Below are 13,531 nucleotides of genomic sequence, written 5' to 3' on the forward strand. Positions count from 1 at the left end.
AACGACGAGGCCCGCGTCCCCCGAACGGGGAACGCGGGCCTTGTGCGTGGGTGCCGGTGTCAGCCGGCCGCGACCTCGAGGCGGACCGTGGCGGCCACCTCCGGGTGCAGCTGGACGGCGACCTGGTGCTTGCCGGTGGTCTTGATCGGCGACGCGATCGCGATCGCGCGCTTCTCGACCAGCGGGCCGCCGGCGGCCTTGATGGCGCCGGCGATGTCGGCCGGGGTGACCGAGCCGAACAGGCGGCCGGTGTCACCGGCCTTGACCTCCAGCGTGACGGCAAGCTGCTCGAGCTGGTTCTTGACCTCGCTCGCGTGCTCCTTGCCCTGGATCGCCCGGGCGTCGCGCGCCCGCTTGATCGTCTGGATCTGCTTCTCGGCGCCGCGGGTCCAGCCGATGGCCAGGCCGCGCGGGACCAGGTAGTTACGGCCGTAGCCGTCCTTGACCTCGACGATGTCGCCGGGGGCTCCGAGGCCCTCGACCTCCTGAGACAGGATGAGCTTCATGGTCCGCGCCTCCCTCAGCGAGCCGTGCTCGTGTACGGCAGCAGGGCCACCTCACGAGCGTTCTTGATAGCGGTGGCCACGTCGCGCTGGTGCTGCACGCAGTTCCCGGTCACCCGGCGGGCGCGGATCTTGCCGCGGTCCGAGATGAACTTGCGCAGCAGCGCGGTGTCCTTGTAATCGACGTACGTCGCCTTGTCCTTGCAGAAGCCGCAGACCTTCTTCTTCGGCTTCCGAATGATCTTGGCCATTGTGGTGCTCTCTTCCTATTTCCAGAGCCCGGCACGGGTGCCGGAATGGTCACTGACTGGATTGCGGGCCGATCAGAACGGGGGCTCCTCCATCGAGCCGCCGCCCTGGCTGGCCCAGGGGTCGTTCTGCGGGGCGGACTGGCCGCCACCGCCCTGCGGGGTCGCCCAGGGGTCGTTCTGCTGACCACCCTGGTTGCCGCCACCCTGGCCGCCGCCGTAGCCGCCGCCCTGGTTGCCGCCACCTTGGTAGCCGCCGCCCTGGTTGCCGCCGCCACCGAAACCGCCGCCGTCGGAGCGGGAGGTCTTGGAGATCTTCAGCGTCGCATAGCGCATGCTGGCGCCGATCTCCTCGACGTCACACTCGAAGACGGTCCGCTTGTTCCCGTCGCGGTCGTCGTAGCTGCGCGCCTTCAGGCGCCCGGTCACGACCACCCGGGAACCCCGGGTCAGGGACTCGGCAACGTTCTCGGCCACCTGGCGCCACACCGCGCACGAGATGAAGAGGGTTTCCCCGTCCTTCCACTCGTTGGATTGGCGATCCAGCGTCCGCGGGGTGCACGCGACGGTGAAATTCGCCACCGCGGCGCCCGAGGGTGTGAACCGCAGTTCCGGATCACCCGTCAGGTTGCCGATCAGGGTGATGGGTGGTTCGCCTGCCATTGCCGTTCCTCCTGCTATCGGGTGTGACTGCGTCTGCAGCTAGTGGTATCGGCCGGAGCCGACAGTTCCGATGACTGCTGACGACCCCAGGCTCAGTGCTGGTCCGGCCGGATGACCTTCGTGCGCAGGATCGACTCGTTCAGCGTGAGCTGACGGTCGAGCTCCTTCACAACCGCCGGCTCGGCGGTCAGGTCGACGACGGCATAAATGCCTTCGGACTTCTTCTTCACGTCATAGGCAAGCTTGCGACGACCCCAGATGTCGAGCTTCTCGACCGTGCCACCTTCCTTGCGGACGATGTTCAGGTACTGGTCGATGGACGGCTCCACGGTGCGCTCATCGAGCTCCGGGTCGAGGATCACCATGACTTCGTAACGACGCATGCGCGAACTCCACCTCCTTCGGACTTGGCGGCCACGGTCTCTCCGTGGCAGGAGGGCGATGCGGACTGCTCCGCGACGGCACTTGCCGCCGTCGCCAAGCAACGAGCCCGGTCGATGGACCGGGCCACATCCAAAAGAGTACCAGCGTCCGGACGGCCACTTGACCATATCCACAGGCCTGTTGCGATGACTCTCCGTCACCGCTGAGTGACCCGCAGAGTGGTACGCCGCAGTACGAGCAGCAACAACGGTACGGCGAGAACGCACGAGATCACCGCCAACAACAGGTAGCCGCCGAGCGTGTAGAGCCACGGCGACGTGGCGGCGGCAAGCGCCGAGATCGCCCAGATGGACGACTCGACCTTGCTCTCGAACGGCGTGCCGAGCAGCCGGGCGCTCCCACCCAGGTAGCAGAGATTCCACGCGTAGCCGAGCAGGAAGAGCGCCGGGGTGAAGGCCGGTCCGGACTGTGTGGTCAGGACGGCGGCAACGACCAGCAGGAGCAGACCGGTCAGCATCACCGGCCGCGGACCGGTCCGGTCGATCCACCAGCCGGTCAGCGGCGACAGGGCGAACATGCCGAGCGTATGCGCGGACAGCATCACACCGAGGAGCCCAAGTCCCTCGCCGTGGCTGTGCGTGTGCACAGGGACCGCCGACATGAGCGCGACCATCACCAGGTGTCCGGCGACCATCACGCCGGCGGCCAGGAGGACCGACGTACGCCGGGGCCCCGCCGGCTCCTCGTGCTGCGGGTGTGCCGGCTGCTCGACGACTTGAACGGTGCGGATGTACGTCGACGCGACCAGCGCGCCGAACACGGCCGCGACCGCGAGCAGGAACGGGCCCGCGACCGCAGGCAGCCCCAGCCACGAGGCGAAGGACTGGGACGGCGCCATCAGGAACGGCCCGCCCGCTGCGCCCGCCGTACTGGCCCACACGACGGCACTCATGGCCGACGCCCGGCGCGCTTCGGGTACCGCCTCGCCGGCGGCGTACCTGGACAGCAGGCTCGCCGCATTCCCGGCGCCGAGCAGGAACATGCCGGCGACCAGCAGCCCGACCGGCGCGCCCACCGCGGCCACGACGGTCAACGCCGCGCCGGCGACACCCACGCCGTACCCGAGACGGAGGGCGTGTGCGCGGCCGAGGCGAGTGGTCCACCGGCCGACGGCGATGGCTCCGGCCGCGGTGCCCAGGACGCCGGCCGTGTTCGGGACGCCGGCCAGGCTGGAGCCGAGCTCGTCGGCGGTCAGGATGGTGCTCACCGCGCTCGCGGCGACCATCGCCGCGTTCATCAGCGCGGCGGCAAGAACGACGGGAAGCAGCATGGCCACCACGGTAGGAAGGCGACTGGCCCGGCTGAAGGCACGATGTAAGGCGTGCGGCCTTGCGGACGGTCGACATCGAAGGTGTTCTGGAGTGATGACCTTTCAGGAGCGCGAACTGGACTCCACGGACTGGCAGATCCTGGCAGAGCTGCAGTCCGACGGGCGGCTGTCGTTCAACCAGCTCGGCAAGCGGGTCAACCTGTCGCCGCCCGCGGTCGCCGACCGGGTCCGGCGGCTGGAGGAGGCCGGGGTGATCACCGGCTACCGGGCCGACGTGGATCCGGCCAGGGCGGGACAGCCGCTGTCGGCGTTCGTCCAGATGCGGTGCACGACGGGCCGTTGCCTGCTCAAGACCACCCGGGCCGAGGACTTCCCCGAAGTGCTGGAGATCCACAAGCTGAGCGGCAACTCGTGCTCGATGCTGCGCGTCCGCGTCACCTCGATGCGCCACCTCGAAGGGCTCTTCGAACGGCTCGGCGAGCACGGCGAGATGAACACCCACATCGTGCTGTCCACGGAGTTCGAGGGCCGCCCGGTGCAGCCGCCGGCCGCTGAGCACCGCACGGTGACACGGTCGGCCGGATGGGGTTCCTGAACTGTCGGCGGACGGTTCTAGGGTGGTGGGTATGACTGTGAAGCTCGGTGCGCACGTGGACCAGGAAGACCCGCTGGCCGAGGCGGCCGATCGGGGCGCCGACCTGGTGCAGTTCTTCCTGGGAAACCCGCAGGACTACAAGGCGCCCAAGCTCGCGTACGCCGACGGCGAGGAGGCGCTGAAGGAGCGCGCCGCCGCCGCGGGCGTCGACCTCTACGTGCACGCCCCCTACCGGCTGAACGTCGCGAACACGAACAACCGGATCCGGATCCCGAGCCGGAAGCTGCTGCAGCAGACGCTGGACAAGGCCGCCGAGATCGACGTCAAGGGCGTGATCGTGCACGGCGGGCACGTCGGCGACGAGGACGACCCGGAGGCCGGCTTCGACAACTGGCGCAAGTGCATCGAGCGCGCCGAGCTGCCGGTCCCGCTGCTGATCGAGAACACGGCCGGCGGCGAGAACGCGATGGCCCGCCAGCTGGACCGGATCGCGCGGCTCTGGGATGCGGTGCAGGCGTCCGGCAACGACCGCCTGGAGAACGTCGGCTTCTGCCTCGACACCTGCCACTTCCACGCGGCCGGCGAGGAGCTGCCGACGATCGTCGAGAAGGTGCTGGCGATCACCGGCCGGATCGACCTCGTGCACGCGAACGGCTCCCGCGACGAGTTCGGCTCCGGCGCGGACCGGCACAGCAACTTCGAGGAGGGCCACATCGACCCGGCCGACATCGTCGCGGTCGTGCAGGCCGCCGGCGCCCCGGTCGTCGTCGAGACGCCGAATGCGGACAACGGCCAGAAGGCCGACCTCGACTACCTGCGGGCGCACCTCACGGCGTAGGCGCCTCGGTCTTCTCCAGGCCGTAGAGCCAGTAGGTCACGGCCCACGGAAGCAGGACGGCGAGCGCCGGGGTGTTGTCGGTCGGCACGAGCAGGCCGCAGATCACGACGATCACCATGACCACCGTGCTGCCCTTGAACACGTCGATGGGACCGCGAAGGCGGGTCCGCAGCGTGAGGCGCTTGCGGGCGCACGCGAAGTACGCCGCGGCCAGCGCGAGCAGGCCGAGGAACGCCACCACCGCACCGAGCCAGGCGAAGGCGCTGTAGTCGCTGTCGGACCTGGCGATGCCCACGACCAGGAACACGCCGACCAGAACGGTGAGCCAGGCGCTGGACCACATCAGCCGCTCGATCGTCCGCTCGGCCTTCTCGGGATCCGGCGTCGGTTCGGCCGCGTCCTCGCTCTCCACGGCGGCCCCGGCGTCCCCGTTGTCCTGGGCAGCCTCGGCTTCCACTGCGGCTTCGGTGGCCGCGGTGGGCTCGGGCTCGGGGTCGGGGTGCGCCATGGCAGCGACGGTAGCGCAGAATGAGGTTATGCAGACCTGGGCGGAGCGGTTTCCCGACCTGTTCGCACCGGGCTACTGGGAGTGGGGCGAGCTCGACGTCCGTTACACCGTCGAGGAACCGCCGGACGAGCTGATCAGCAACGTCCACGTCGTCTGCCGGACCGCCGGCGGAATCGTTGTGTGTACCAACGACCTGGGCTGGCGTTTCCTGCCGGGCGGGACCCGTGAGCCCGGCGAGTCGATCGAGGAGCTCGTCCGGCGTGAGCTGCTCGAGGAGGCCGGCGCCCGGCTGACCGGCCCGCTCACCTGGCTCGGCGCCCATCGCGCCGACCATCGCCGCGAAACGCCGTACCGTCCGCACCTGCCGCACCCGGTCTCGTACTGGGCCAACTACGTCGCGGACGTTGTCGTCGAGCAGGAGCCGACCAACCCGGACGACGGCGAACAGGTGACCGAAGTGCTGGTGCTGGCGCCGGAGAAGGCCGCCGAGTACCTCGACGGCCAGCCCGAAGAGGTGGGCTCGATCGTCAGACTGGCTCAGGCAATGGAGCTGGTTTAGCCGAGCGCCACGGCAGCAGTACGGCGCTCAGCGTGCAGCAGATGCCCGCGACCCACAGGGCCCCGCGCATCCCGACCAGCGTCGCGAGCACGCCGCCGAGCGCCATGAACGCGGGCTGCACGCACCGTGAGCTGATCGACCAGGACCCGACCACGCGCGCCATGAACCCGTCCTCGGTCACCTCCATGCGGTACGTCGCGAACGACGGATTGAACGCCCCCGCTCCCACGAGCAGTCCGGTCTCCGCGACCGTGAGCAGCACGAACCCGCCCCACCCGTGCGGCGCCAGCGGGAACAGAAGGAGCCACGGCGCCCGCAGTACGCCGAAGACCAGCAGCATCCAGTGCAGCCCGTACTTCCGGGTCAGCCTCGGCGCCATCCGCGCACCGATCACACCGCCGATGCAGGAGATGCCGAGGAAGACGCCGTAGCTCCACGCCGACAGCCCCAGGTCGCGCAGCATGAAGACGGTCAGCAGCGGCGAGGTCATCATCACCGGCCCGCCGAACACCTGCGAGTTCCAGAACAGGATGCGCAGCCCGCGGTGCCGCAGGATGTAGCGCCAGCCCGCGGTGATGTCGCGCTTGCCTTCCCGCTTCACCGGCTCCGGCTCGGGGTGCTGGATCCGCCGGATCCCGAGCGCCGACCCGAGGAACGAGACCGCGTCGACCGCCAGGGTGACGGTCGCGCCGACCAGACCGACCAGCACACCGCCGAGCGCCGGCCCGACGCTCAGCGACACCCAGTTCGTCTGCTCGAAGCGGCTGTTCGCCTCAGCCCGTCCTTCGGCCGGGACGAGCGCCTTCAGATGCGCGCCACTCGCCGACTGGAACGCGATCGTCCCCGCCGCCTGGAACACTCCCGCCACGCACAGGTGCGCGTACGTCAGCATGCCGAACGCCGCGGCGACCGGCACCGAGACCAGCGCCGCGAACCGCACCACGTCGGAAGCGATCATCACCGGCCGTTTCCGCCGCTGCTCGATGAAGTCCCCCATCGGCAACGCGAGCGCCGCACCGGCCACCGCGGACAGCGCGGCGAGCATCGAGACCTGGAGGGTGCTGGAGTCCAGAGCCAGCACGGCGACCAGCGGCAGCGCGCCGAGCCCGACCGCCGATCCGAACGCACTGACCGTGAACGCAACCCACAACCGCCGGAAGTCTCGACCCAAAGACATCCCGCGATCGTAGGGATCGGCACCGACAGAATCAGCGCAGGTTGAGGCCCCCGTCGAGCAGGATGACTTCACCGGTCAGGTAGCCGTTGTGGACAACGGCCGAGATCAGGTCGGCGACGTCCGCCGGCTGGGCGGCGCGACGCATCGGGCTCGAGGTTTTCCACAGGTCCTGGGCCGCGGTCCACGACTCGGTGAGCGGCGTGTCGACGAGACCAGGGGCGACCGCGTTGACCCGGACGTCCGGTCCGAGCGCGGCGGCGAGCAACTTCGTCACGTGGTTGAGCGCCGCCTTCGACGCGGCGTAAGCGATCGAGCTGCCCTTGGGCCGGACGCCTGCGTGGCTGGTCACGTTGACGATGCATCCGCCGGATTCGCGGAGCGCCGGGAGGGCCGCCGTACACAGCAGCCACGGCGCGATCAGGTTGACGTCGAGCAACCGCCGCCAGTCGTCGGCGGTCAACCCGTCGAGATCCGCGTGCGGCACCGGCCAGCTGATACCGGCGTTGTTCACGAGTACGTCGAGGCGCCCGTGCTCACGCACCACCTCCGGCACCAGCGCCTGCGCCGCAGCGTCGTCCGACAGATCAGCCTGGTGGTACGACCCGCCCAACTCCGCCGCCAAGGCCTGCCCGGCAGCGCGGCTGGACCGCGAGTGCACCGCGACGGTCATCCCGTCCGCGGCCAGTCGCCGTACGGTCGCGGCTCCGATACCGGACGCGGATCCGGTCACCAGAGCAACCTTCATGCGCCGTACCGTAGGCCGTCCATCAGCAGGTCGAGCAGCCGGCCCGCCTGGTCGCGGTCGTCGGCCGCGGCACCGCCGACGCCGCCGATGCTGGCGAGCAGGTCCTTGGCCGAGATGTCCGAGCGGATCTGGCCGGCGGCCGCGCCGGCGTCGAGCAGCGGCTGGACCGCTCCGACGAGGAGCTCGAAGCTCTGGGCGTACGGGTTCGCACCGGAGGCGAAGACCGCTCGCAGCGCGTCGGCCATGCCCCGCTTGCGGGCCATGTAGTCGATGAAGCGGTCCATCCACGCGCGCAGCGCCTGGTCCGGCGGCAGCTTCGCGAGGAGCTCCGGGGACGCGTCGCAGACCGCTGCCAGCTCGTTCCGGTACGCCGCCTCGATCAGCAGCTCACGGGTCGGGAAGTGCCGGTAGAGCGTGCCGATGCCGACGCCGGCGTCCTTCGCGATCCCCTCCAGCGTGGCCTCCAGGCCGCACTTCGTGAACGCGCGTCCCGCGGCCGCCACGATCTGGTCCCGGTTGCGCTGGGCGTCCGCGCGCAGCGGGCGCTCACTGGTACTCATCTCCCCTCCCTCCGTGGCCTCACAACCTAGCGGACTTGATAACCGGAGGCACCTCCGCTTAACTGGAATTACCGGAGGCTCCTCCGGTTATAGCGTAGCTCGTAGAACAGGACCGAACCTGATGAGCAGGATCACCACTCCTTTCACGCATGACTCCACCGCCGCCGAGGTCGTCGGCGGCGTCGACCTGACCGGTCGCCGGGCCGTCGTCACCGGCGGCGCTTCCGGGATCGGTGTCGAGACCGTCCGGGCTCTCGCCGCGGCGGGCGCCGAGGTCACCCTCGCCGTCCGCAACACCGCCGCCGGCGAACGGGTCGCGGCCCAGATCATCGACACCACCGGCAACAACCACGTCTTCGTCGCGCCGATCGAACTCGCCGACCGCGCCTCGGTGCGCGCCTTCGCCGCCACCTGGGACGGGCCGCTGCACATCCTGGTCAACAACGCCGGTGTGATGGCCGAGCCGCTGACCCGGACGCCGGAGGGCTGGGAGCACCAGTTCGCGACCAACCACCTCGGCCATTTCGGGCTCGCCCTCGGCCTGCACGGCGCACTCGCCGCGGCCGGCGACGCGCGGATCGTCTCGGTCAGCTCGAGCGCACACCTGCGCTCGGACGTGCACTTCGACGACATCCACTTCGAGAACCGTCCGTACGACGAGTGGGCCGCGTACGGCCAGTCGAAGACGGCGAACGTGCTGTTCGCGGTCGAGGCGGCCAAGCGCTGGGCGAGTGACGGGATCGTCGCCAACGCGCTGATGCCGGGCGGCATCCGGACACCTCTGCAGCGGCACGTCCCGGACGAGCTCCTCCAGCAGTGGGAGCACTTCCCGTGGAAGACGACCGAGCAAGGCGCCTCCACGTCGGTGCTCCTGGCCGCGTCCCCCCTGGTCGCCGGTGTCACCGGTAAGTACTTCGAGGACAACAACGAGGCCCTGCCGCACGTCGACGGGCGGGAAGGCGGCGTCGCGGACTACGCCCTAGATCCGGAGTCGGCCACTCGGTTGTGGGACTTGTCAGAAAGCCTGCTCGTCGACTGAGAACCAACCTTGAGCACGGATCAACCACTCTCCGCGACGGAAAATGGTTGGTGGGTGCTCAAGGTGGCTTTGATCAGACACCGGCTCAGCTACGGTTCCCGTCGCTGGGCCGGTAACCTGACCGACCGTGAGTGACTTGAGCATCCGGACCATCTCGACGGACGAGCATGCGGCCTACATCGCGGCCCAGCCGTCGGCGAGCTTCCTGCAGACCCCGGGGTGGGCGGCGGTGAAGAGCGAGTGGAAGGCGGAGTCGCTCGGCTGGTACGAACCGGGCACCCCCGGCACCCTCGTCGGCGTCGGGCTGGTGCTGTACCGGCAGATGCCGAAGGTGAAGCGGTACCTCGCCTACCTGCCCGAGGGCCCGGTGATCGACTGGGACGCGATCGACCTCGGCAGCTACCTGCGTCCGCTGGCGGCGCACCTGCTGGAGCGTGGCGCGTTCGGCATCCGGATGGGTCCGCCGGTGGCGACCCGGCGGTGGACCGCGCAGACGATCAAGGACGCCATCGCCGGCGGGCAGCAGCCGCGGCTCGGCGACGTCCGGCCGGACGTGATCGAGCCGTCCGGCGCCACGGTCGTCGACAAGCTTCACAAGCTCGGCTGGAAGGCGCCCCGGATCGCGGAGGGGTTCGCGGCCGGGCAACCGCAGTACGTCTTCCAGGTGCCGCTGGCCGGCCGCACCGAGGACGACCTGCTCAAGGGCATGAACCAGCTCTGGCGGCGCAACATCAAGAAGGCCGGCAAGGCCGGCGTCGAGGTCTCGCAGGGCGGGACCGAGGACATCAAGGCGTTCCACGCGCTGTACGTCGAGACCGCGCAGCGCGACCACTTCACGCCGCGCCCGCTGCCGTACTTCGAGAAGATGTACGCCGCGATGGCCAACCAGCCGGCCGATTGCTGTGACTTCCGGATCTACAACGCCCATCACGAGGGCGACCTGGTCGCGTCGACGATCTGGGTCCGGGTCGGCGGTCATTCCTGGTACTCCTACGGAGCCAGCTCGACCGCCAAACGCGATGTGCGCGGATCGAACGCGATCCAGTGGCGCATGATGACGGACGCACTCGCGGCGGGTGCGACCGTGTACGACCTACGGGGCATCACCGACACCTTGGACCCGAACGACCCGCACGTCGGGCTGATCCAGTTCAAGACCGGTACCGGCGGCGAGGCCGTCGAGTACGTCGGTGAGTGGGACCTGCCGTTGAACAAGGCGCTCTACACCGCATTCGACCTCTACATGAGACGGCGTTGACACCATGCCCCTAGTCCTGCACGTCGATTCCGATCGATGGCGTGAACACCTGCGTTCCACGTGGAACCCCGACATCGTCCCGGTCGCCAAGGGCAACGGCTACGGCTTCGGCAACCACCGGCTGTTCGCAGAGGCCCGCGCGCTCGGCGCCCGCACGGTCGCGGTCGGCACGTACTTCGAGGTCCCCGCGGATCCGCGCGAGGACGTCGTGGTGCTGTCGCCGTGGCGGCCGTTCCTCGAGGTGCCGCAGAGCAAGAACGTGATCCACACGGTCAGCCGGCTGGCCGACCTGGTCTCGATCCCGGCCGGCAGCCGGGTGCTGATCGAGGTGATGACCTCGATGCGCCGGCACGGCATCGGCGCCCGCGAACTGCGGCACACGATGCTGCTGAACGCTCTCGACCGGATCCGCTTCGAGGGCTGGTCGCTGCACTTCCCGATGGGCGCCGGCGGTACGTCGGCCAACCTGCGCGAGGCGCAGCAACTGGCGAAGGCGGCGCTCGACGTACGGAAGAACACGTTGTGGGTGTCGCACGTGCCGGCGCAGAAGCTGGGCGACATCGGCGACGACGTGAAGCTGCGGATGGGCACCGGCCTGTGGCTCGGCGACCGCGGCGCGCTGTCGGTCAAGGCGACCGTCCTCGACGTGCACTCGGTCCGCCGGGGCGAGCGCGTCGGCTACCGGCAGCGCCGGGTCAGCGGCGACGGCCACATCCTGATCGTCTCCGGCGGTACGGCGCACGGCGTCGGCCTGGAGGCCCCGACCGCGGCGGCGACCGTGCGGCAGCGCGCGATCGCGATGGCCAAGGGCAGCCTGGACGCGGCCGGCATGGCCCTGTCGCCGTTCAGCATCGAAGGCAAGCAGCGCTGGTTCGCCGAACCGCCGCACATGCAGGCCAGCATGCTGTTCCTGCCGTCGTCGGTGGCCCCGCCGGCGGTCGGCGACGTGATCGACCTCGACGTCCGCTACACCACGACGACCTTCGACAAGGTGTCGATGGATTGACTTCAGGTCCACCTGAAGTTGCAGCGTGGACCCTATGAGGTTTCTGGAACGGATCGAGGAAGGGCCCGGTGCGGCGGAGCTGCGCGCGACGTCGTACCGGATGCTGGCGCTGAAACGGGGCGCGACCTGCGTCGACGTCGGCTGCGGAGCGGGGCATGCGGTCGCCGAACTGGCGCGCAAGGGCCTGAAGGTGACCGGGATCGACGCCGATCCCGAGGCGATCGCGGCGGCCCGGGAGCGGGCGCCGGGGGCAATGTTTCACGTGGCACATTCCGGCGAGCTGCCACTCGAGAGCGAGTCGATGGACGGGTACCGAGCGCTGCGGCTGTTCCACCTGCTCGAGGATCCGGTCCCGACGATCGCCGAGGCCCGCCGGGTACTGCGTCCCGGCGGGCGGATCGTGCTGGGCGGGCAGGACTACGGGTTCGTCCTGATCGACAGCTCCGACCAGGACCTGACCGACGTGATCCGGCTCGGCCTCGAGTCCCGTACGGCGTCGCCGCGTGCGACGCGTACGCTGCGTGACCTCCTCCTCGACGCCGGCTTCCACGACGTCGAGGTCGCCGTCCACACCGAGGTCGTCACCGACTACGAGCTGATGGCGCCGCAGCTGAGCGCAGCCGCCGGCGCCGCGGTCGAGAAGGCGCTGATCACCCAGGGTGACGCCGACACCTGGCTCGCCGAACAATCCGACCGCGGCCGCCGCAACCGCTTCCTTGCCGTACTCCCGACGCTCCTTGTCGGCGCACGGCGTTAGCGTGCCGGACGCCGGGCGCGACTGATGGTCCAGCCGGGCCCGGCGTCGCAGGTCAGCTCTGCTTGAGGTGGCCCTGCCAGCGCACGGTCGGGAGTAGCGCGGCCGGGTCGACGCGGTCCTTGTTGGCGGAGACGATGTCGAACATCGACTCGATCAGGGTCTCCGAGAGCAGATGCGGCTGGAGGCCCAGGCCGACGAGGCCGGTGTGCTTCACGTTGTAGTAGTGCTCGGCCTGCTCGACGCGCGGGTTGTCCAGGTGCTCGACCTGCACCGGGCCCGGGAAGCACTCCGCGACCAGGTCGGCGAGCTGCGCCACCGAGTAGCTCTCGGTCATCTGGTTGAAGACCCGGAACTCGCCGGCGTCCGCCGGGTTCTCGACCGCGAGCCGGATGCACTCGACGGTGTCCCGGATGTCCAGGAAGCCTCGCGTCTGACCGCCGGCGCCGTACACGGTCAGCGGCTCGCCCAGCACGGCCTGGATGCAGAACCGGTTGAGAACGGTGCCGAACACGGCGTCGTAGTCGAACCGGGTCGCCAGCCGGGAGTCCCGCACGGTCTGCTCGGTCTGCTGCCCGTACACCACACCCTGGTTGAGGTCGGTGACGCGCATCCCCCAGATCCGGCAGCCGAACTCGAGGTTGTGCGAGTCGTGCACCTTGCTGAGGTGGTAGAACGAGCCCGGCTTCTTCGGGTAGAGCATCCGGTCCTTGCGGCCGTTGTGCTCGACCTCCAGCCAGCCTTCCTCGATGTCGATGTTGGGCGTGCCGTACTCACCCATCGTGCCGAGCTTGACCAGGTGGATGTCCGGGTTGGTCTCCGCGATCGCGTACATCAGGTTCAGCGTGCCGACCACGTTGTTGTGCTGGGTGTAGACGGCGTGCTCGCGGTCGATCATCGAGTACGGCGCGGCGCGCTGTTCGGCGAAGTGCACGATCGCGTCCGGCTGGAACTCGCCGAGTACCCGGTAGACGAAGTCGGCGTCGAGCAGATCACCGACGTACGCCGGGATCTCCTGGCCGGAGACCTCCTTCCAGGCGGCTACCCGAGCTTCGAGATCCTCGATCGGGACCAGACTCTGGACGCCCAGCTCACGGTCGTAACCGCGGCGGGCCATGTTGTCGAGCACGGCCGTGTGGTGGCCGCGGTCGGAGAGGTGCAGGGCTGTCGGCCACCCTAGGTAGCCGTCACCGCCCAGGACGAGTACGCGCACGGCTCGGCCGCCTTCCGTCGGGGAAAGTCGTCACAGTCCTTCCTATCCCGAGTACCCGCTCCCGTAACGTGATCGGTCCCACCTATTGGCTGGTAATCGGCTGAGAATTTCCGCCGGACTGCCGCCGGCTGGTCCGGAGGTGCAGAATAGG

Annotated in this window: 17 protein-coding genes; 7 read left to right on the forward strand and 10 right to left on the reverse strand. The window is 69.4% G+C overall.

The annotated features are described in order from the left end of the window. Nucleotides 1-59: 59 nt before the first annotated feature. The 5 genes from rplI to AB0I12_RS30900 form a co-directional block, all read right to left on the reverse strand. Nucleotides 60-506: a 50S ribosomal protein L9 gene (gene rplI / locus AB0I12_RS30880; protein WP_359936096.1), complete on the reverse strand. Its 447-nt coding sequence runs from the start codon at nt 504-506 to the stop codon at nt 60-62. A 14-nt stretch (nt 507-520) separates the two neighbouring features. Continuing rightward, nucleotides 521-754 carry a 30S ribosomal protein S18 gene (rpsR, locus tag AB0I12_RS30885; protein ID WP_012924539.1) on the reverse strand — a complete coding sequence of 78 codons (234 nt, stop codon included), beginning with the start codon at nt 752-754 and terminating at the stop codon, nt 521-523. Nucleotides 755-826: 72 nt separating this feature from the next. After that, the gene (locus tag AB0I12_RS30890; RefSeq protein WP_359936099.1) at nt 827-1,414 is read right to left on the reverse strand and encodes a single-stranded DNA-binding protein; all 588 of its coding nucleotides are present in this window, start codon (nt 1,412-1,414) and stop codon (nt 827-829) included. Between the two features lie 92 nt (nt 1,415-1,506). After that, nucleotides 1,507-1,797: a 30S ribosomal protein S6 gene (gene rpsF, locus AB0I12_RS30895; RefSeq protein WP_130386399.1), complete on the reverse strand. Its 291-nt coding sequence runs from the start codon at nt 1,795-1,797 to the stop codon at nt 1,507-1,509. A 197-nt stretch (nt 1,798-1,994) separates the two neighbouring features. After that, nucleotides 1,995-3,128 (reverse strand): MFS transporter, encoded by a 1,134-nt coding sequence (locus AB0I12_RS30900; RefSeq protein ID WP_359936101.1) that lies wholly within the window; start codon nt 3,126-3,128, stop codon nt 1,995-1,997. 94 nt (nt 3,129-3,222) lie between these two features. On the opposite strand from AB0I12_RS30900, the gene AB0I12_RS30905 reads away from it, so the two are divergent. Then, entirely contained in the window at nt 3,223-3,723 is a 501-nt protein-coding gene (locus AB0I12_RS30905; protein ID WP_359936103.1) for an Lrp/AsnC family transcriptional regulator, read from the forward strand. A gap of 31 nt (nt 3,724-3,754) precedes the next feature. After that, nucleotides 3,755-4,561, forward strand: a complete 807-nt coding sequence (locus AB0I12_RS30910) for a deoxyribonuclease IV (protein ID WP_359936105.1) — start codon at nt 3,755-3,757, stop codon at nt 4,559-4,561. On the opposite strand, the gene AB0I12_RS30915 is transcribed toward AB0I12_RS30910, so the two are convergent. Further along, on the reverse strand, nt 4,551-5,069 hold the full coding sequence (locus AB0I12_RS30915) for a hypothetical protein (protein ID WP_359936107.1): 519 nt from the start codon (nt 5,067-5,069) through the stop codon (nt 4,551-4,553). The genes AB0I12_RS30910 and AB0I12_RS30915 overlap by 11 nt on opposite strands. Before the next feature lie 28 nt (nt 5,070-5,097). Between AB0I12_RS30915 and AB0I12_RS30920 the strand changes: the two genes are divergently transcribed. Further along, the gene (locus tag AB0I12_RS30920) at nt 5,098-5,628 is read left to right on the forward strand and encodes an NUDIX domain-containing protein (RefSeq protein ID WP_359936109.1); all 531 of its coding nucleotides are present in this window, start codon (nt 5,098-5,100) and stop codon (nt 5,626-5,628) included. Here AB0I12_RS30920 and AB0I12_RS30925 read toward each other — a convergent pair. The 3 genes from AB0I12_RS30925 to AB0I12_RS30935 are packed head-to-tail and all read right to left on the reverse strand — an operon-like array spanning nt 5,597 to nt 8,110. Next, nucleotides 5,597-6,805 carry an MFS transporter gene (locus tag AB0I12_RS30925; RefSeq protein ID WP_359936111.1) on the reverse strand — a complete coding sequence of 403 codons (1,209 nt, stop codon included), beginning with the start codon at nt 6,803-6,805 and terminating at the stop codon, nt 5,597-5,599. The two genes, AB0I12_RS30920 and AB0I12_RS30925, sit on opposite strands and share 32 nt — an antisense overlap. Before the next feature lie 31 nt (nt 6,806-6,836). Beyond that, a complete protein-coding gene (locus AB0I12_RS30930) occupies nt 6,837-7,550 on the reverse strand; it encodes an SDR family oxidoreductase (protein ID WP_359936113.1) in 714 nt (237 codons plus the stop codon). After that, complete coding sequence (locus tag AB0I12_RS30935; RefSeq protein ID WP_359936115.1) at nt 7,547-8,110, reverse strand: TetR/AcrR family transcriptional regulator; 564 nt, start codon at nt 8,108-8,110, stop codon at nt 7,547-7,549. The genes AB0I12_RS30930 and AB0I12_RS30935 overlap by 4 nt, the downstream gene beginning before the upstream one ends. Nucleotides 8,111-8,231: 121 nt before the next feature. Between AB0I12_RS30935 and AB0I12_RS30940 the strand changes: the two genes are divergently transcribed. From AB0I12_RS30940 to AB0I12_RS30955, 4 genes are all read left to right on the forward strand, one after another. Next, nucleotides 8,232-9,149: an SDR family NAD(P)-dependent oxidoreductase gene (locus tag AB0I12_RS30940; protein ID WP_359936117.1), complete on the forward strand. Its 918-nt coding sequence runs from the start codon at nt 8,232-8,234 to the stop codon at nt 9,147-9,149. Between the two features lie 127 nt (nt 9,150-9,276). After that, nucleotides 9,277-10,407, forward strand: a complete 1,131-nt coding sequence (locus AB0I12_RS30945) for a peptidoglycan bridge formation glycyltransferase FemA/FemB family protein (RefSeq protein ID WP_359936119.1) — start codon at nt 9,277-9,279, stop codon at nt 10,405-10,407. A 4-nt stretch (nt 10,408-10,411) separates the two neighbouring features. Next, nucleotides 10,412-11,413, forward strand: a complete 1,002-nt coding sequence (locus AB0I12_RS30950) for an alanine racemase (RefSeq protein ID WP_359936121.1) — start codon at nt 10,412-10,414, stop codon at nt 11,411-11,413. A gap of 34 nt (nt 11,414-11,447) precedes the next feature. Next, entirely contained in the window at nt 11,448-12,170 is a 723-nt protein-coding gene (locus tag AB0I12_RS30955; protein WP_359936123.1) for a methyltransferase domain-containing protein, read from the forward strand. 52 nt (nt 12,171-12,222) lie between these two features. Here the strand turns inward: AB0I12_RS30955 and AB0I12_RS30960 are convergent, their stop codons facing one another. Beyond that, a complete protein-coding gene (locus AB0I12_RS30960; RefSeq protein ID WP_359936125.1) occupies nt 12,223-13,380 on the reverse strand; it encodes an NAD-dependent epimerase/dehydratase family protein in 1,158 nt (385 codons plus the stop codon). Between the last annotated feature and the right edge of the window lie 151 nt (nt 13,381-13,531).

Origin of the sequence: Kribbella sp. NPDC050459 (assembly GCF_040655315.1) — a bacterium.
Lineage (GTDB): Bacteria > Actinomycetota > Actinomycetes > Propionibacteriales > Kribbellaceae > Kribbella.

Bases quoted from the DNA above. Each gene is read 5' to 3' on its own strand.
- AB0I12_RS30920 (WP_359936109.1), top strand. From the start codon at position 5,098: ATGCAGACCTGGGCGGAGCGGTTTCCCGACCTGTTCGCACCGGGCTAC.
- rpsF (WP_130386399.1), bottom strand. From the start codon at position 1,797: ATGCGTCGTTACGAAGTCATGGTGATCCTCGACCCGGAGCTCGATGAG.
- AB0I12_RS30925 (WP_359936111.1), bottom strand. From the start codon at position 6,805: ATGTCTTTGGGTCGAGACTTCCGGCGGTTGTGGGTTGCGTTCACGGTC.
- AB0I12_RS30910 (WP_359936105.1), top strand. From the start codon at position 3,755: ATGACTGTGAAGCTCGGTGCGCACGTGGACCAGGAAGACCCGCTGGCC.
- AB0I12_RS30905 (WP_359936103.1), top strand. From the start codon at position 3,223: ATGACCTTTCAGGAGCGCGAACTGGACTCCACGGACTGGCAGATCCTG.
- AB0I12_RS30940 (WP_359936117.1), top strand. From the start codon at position 8,232: ATGAGCAGGATCACCACTCCTTTCACGCATGACTCCACCGCCGCCGAG.
- AB0I12_RS30950 (WP_359936121.1), top strand. From the start codon at position 10,412: ATGCCCCTAGTCCTGCACGTCGATTCCGATCGATGGCGTGAACACCTG.
- rpsR (WP_012924539.1), bottom strand. From the start codon at position 754: ATGGCCAAGATCATTCGGAAGCCGAAGAAGAAGGTCTGCGGCTTCTGC.
- rplI (WP_359936096.1), bottom strand. From the start codon at position 506: ATGAAGCTCATCCTGTCTCAGGAGGTCGAGGGCCTCGGAGCCCCCGGC.
- AB0I12_RS30900 (WP_359936101.1), bottom strand. From the start codon at position 3,128: ATGCTGCTTCCCGTCGTTCTTGCCGCCGCGCTGATGAACGCGGCGATG.
- AB0I12_RS30915 (WP_359936107.1), bottom strand. From the start codon at position 5,069: ATGGCGCACCCCGACCCCGAGCCCGAGCCCACCGCGGCCACCGAAGCC.
- AB0I12_RS30890 (WP_359936099.1), bottom strand. From the start codon at position 1,414: ATGGCAGGCGAACCACCCATCACCCTGATCGGCAACCTGACGGGTGAT.
- AB0I12_RS30930 (WP_359936113.1), bottom strand. From the start codon at position 7,550: ATGAAGGTTGCTCTGGTGACCGGATCCGCGTCCGGTATCGGAGCCGCG.
- AB0I12_RS30935 (WP_359936115.1), bottom strand. From the start codon at position 8,110: ATGAGTACCAGTGAGCGCCCGCTGCGCGCGGACGCCCAGCGCAACCGG.
- AB0I12_RS30955 (WP_359936123.1), top strand. From the start codon at position 11,448: ATGAGGTTTCTGGAACGGATCGAGGAAGGGCCCGGTGCGGCGGAGCTG.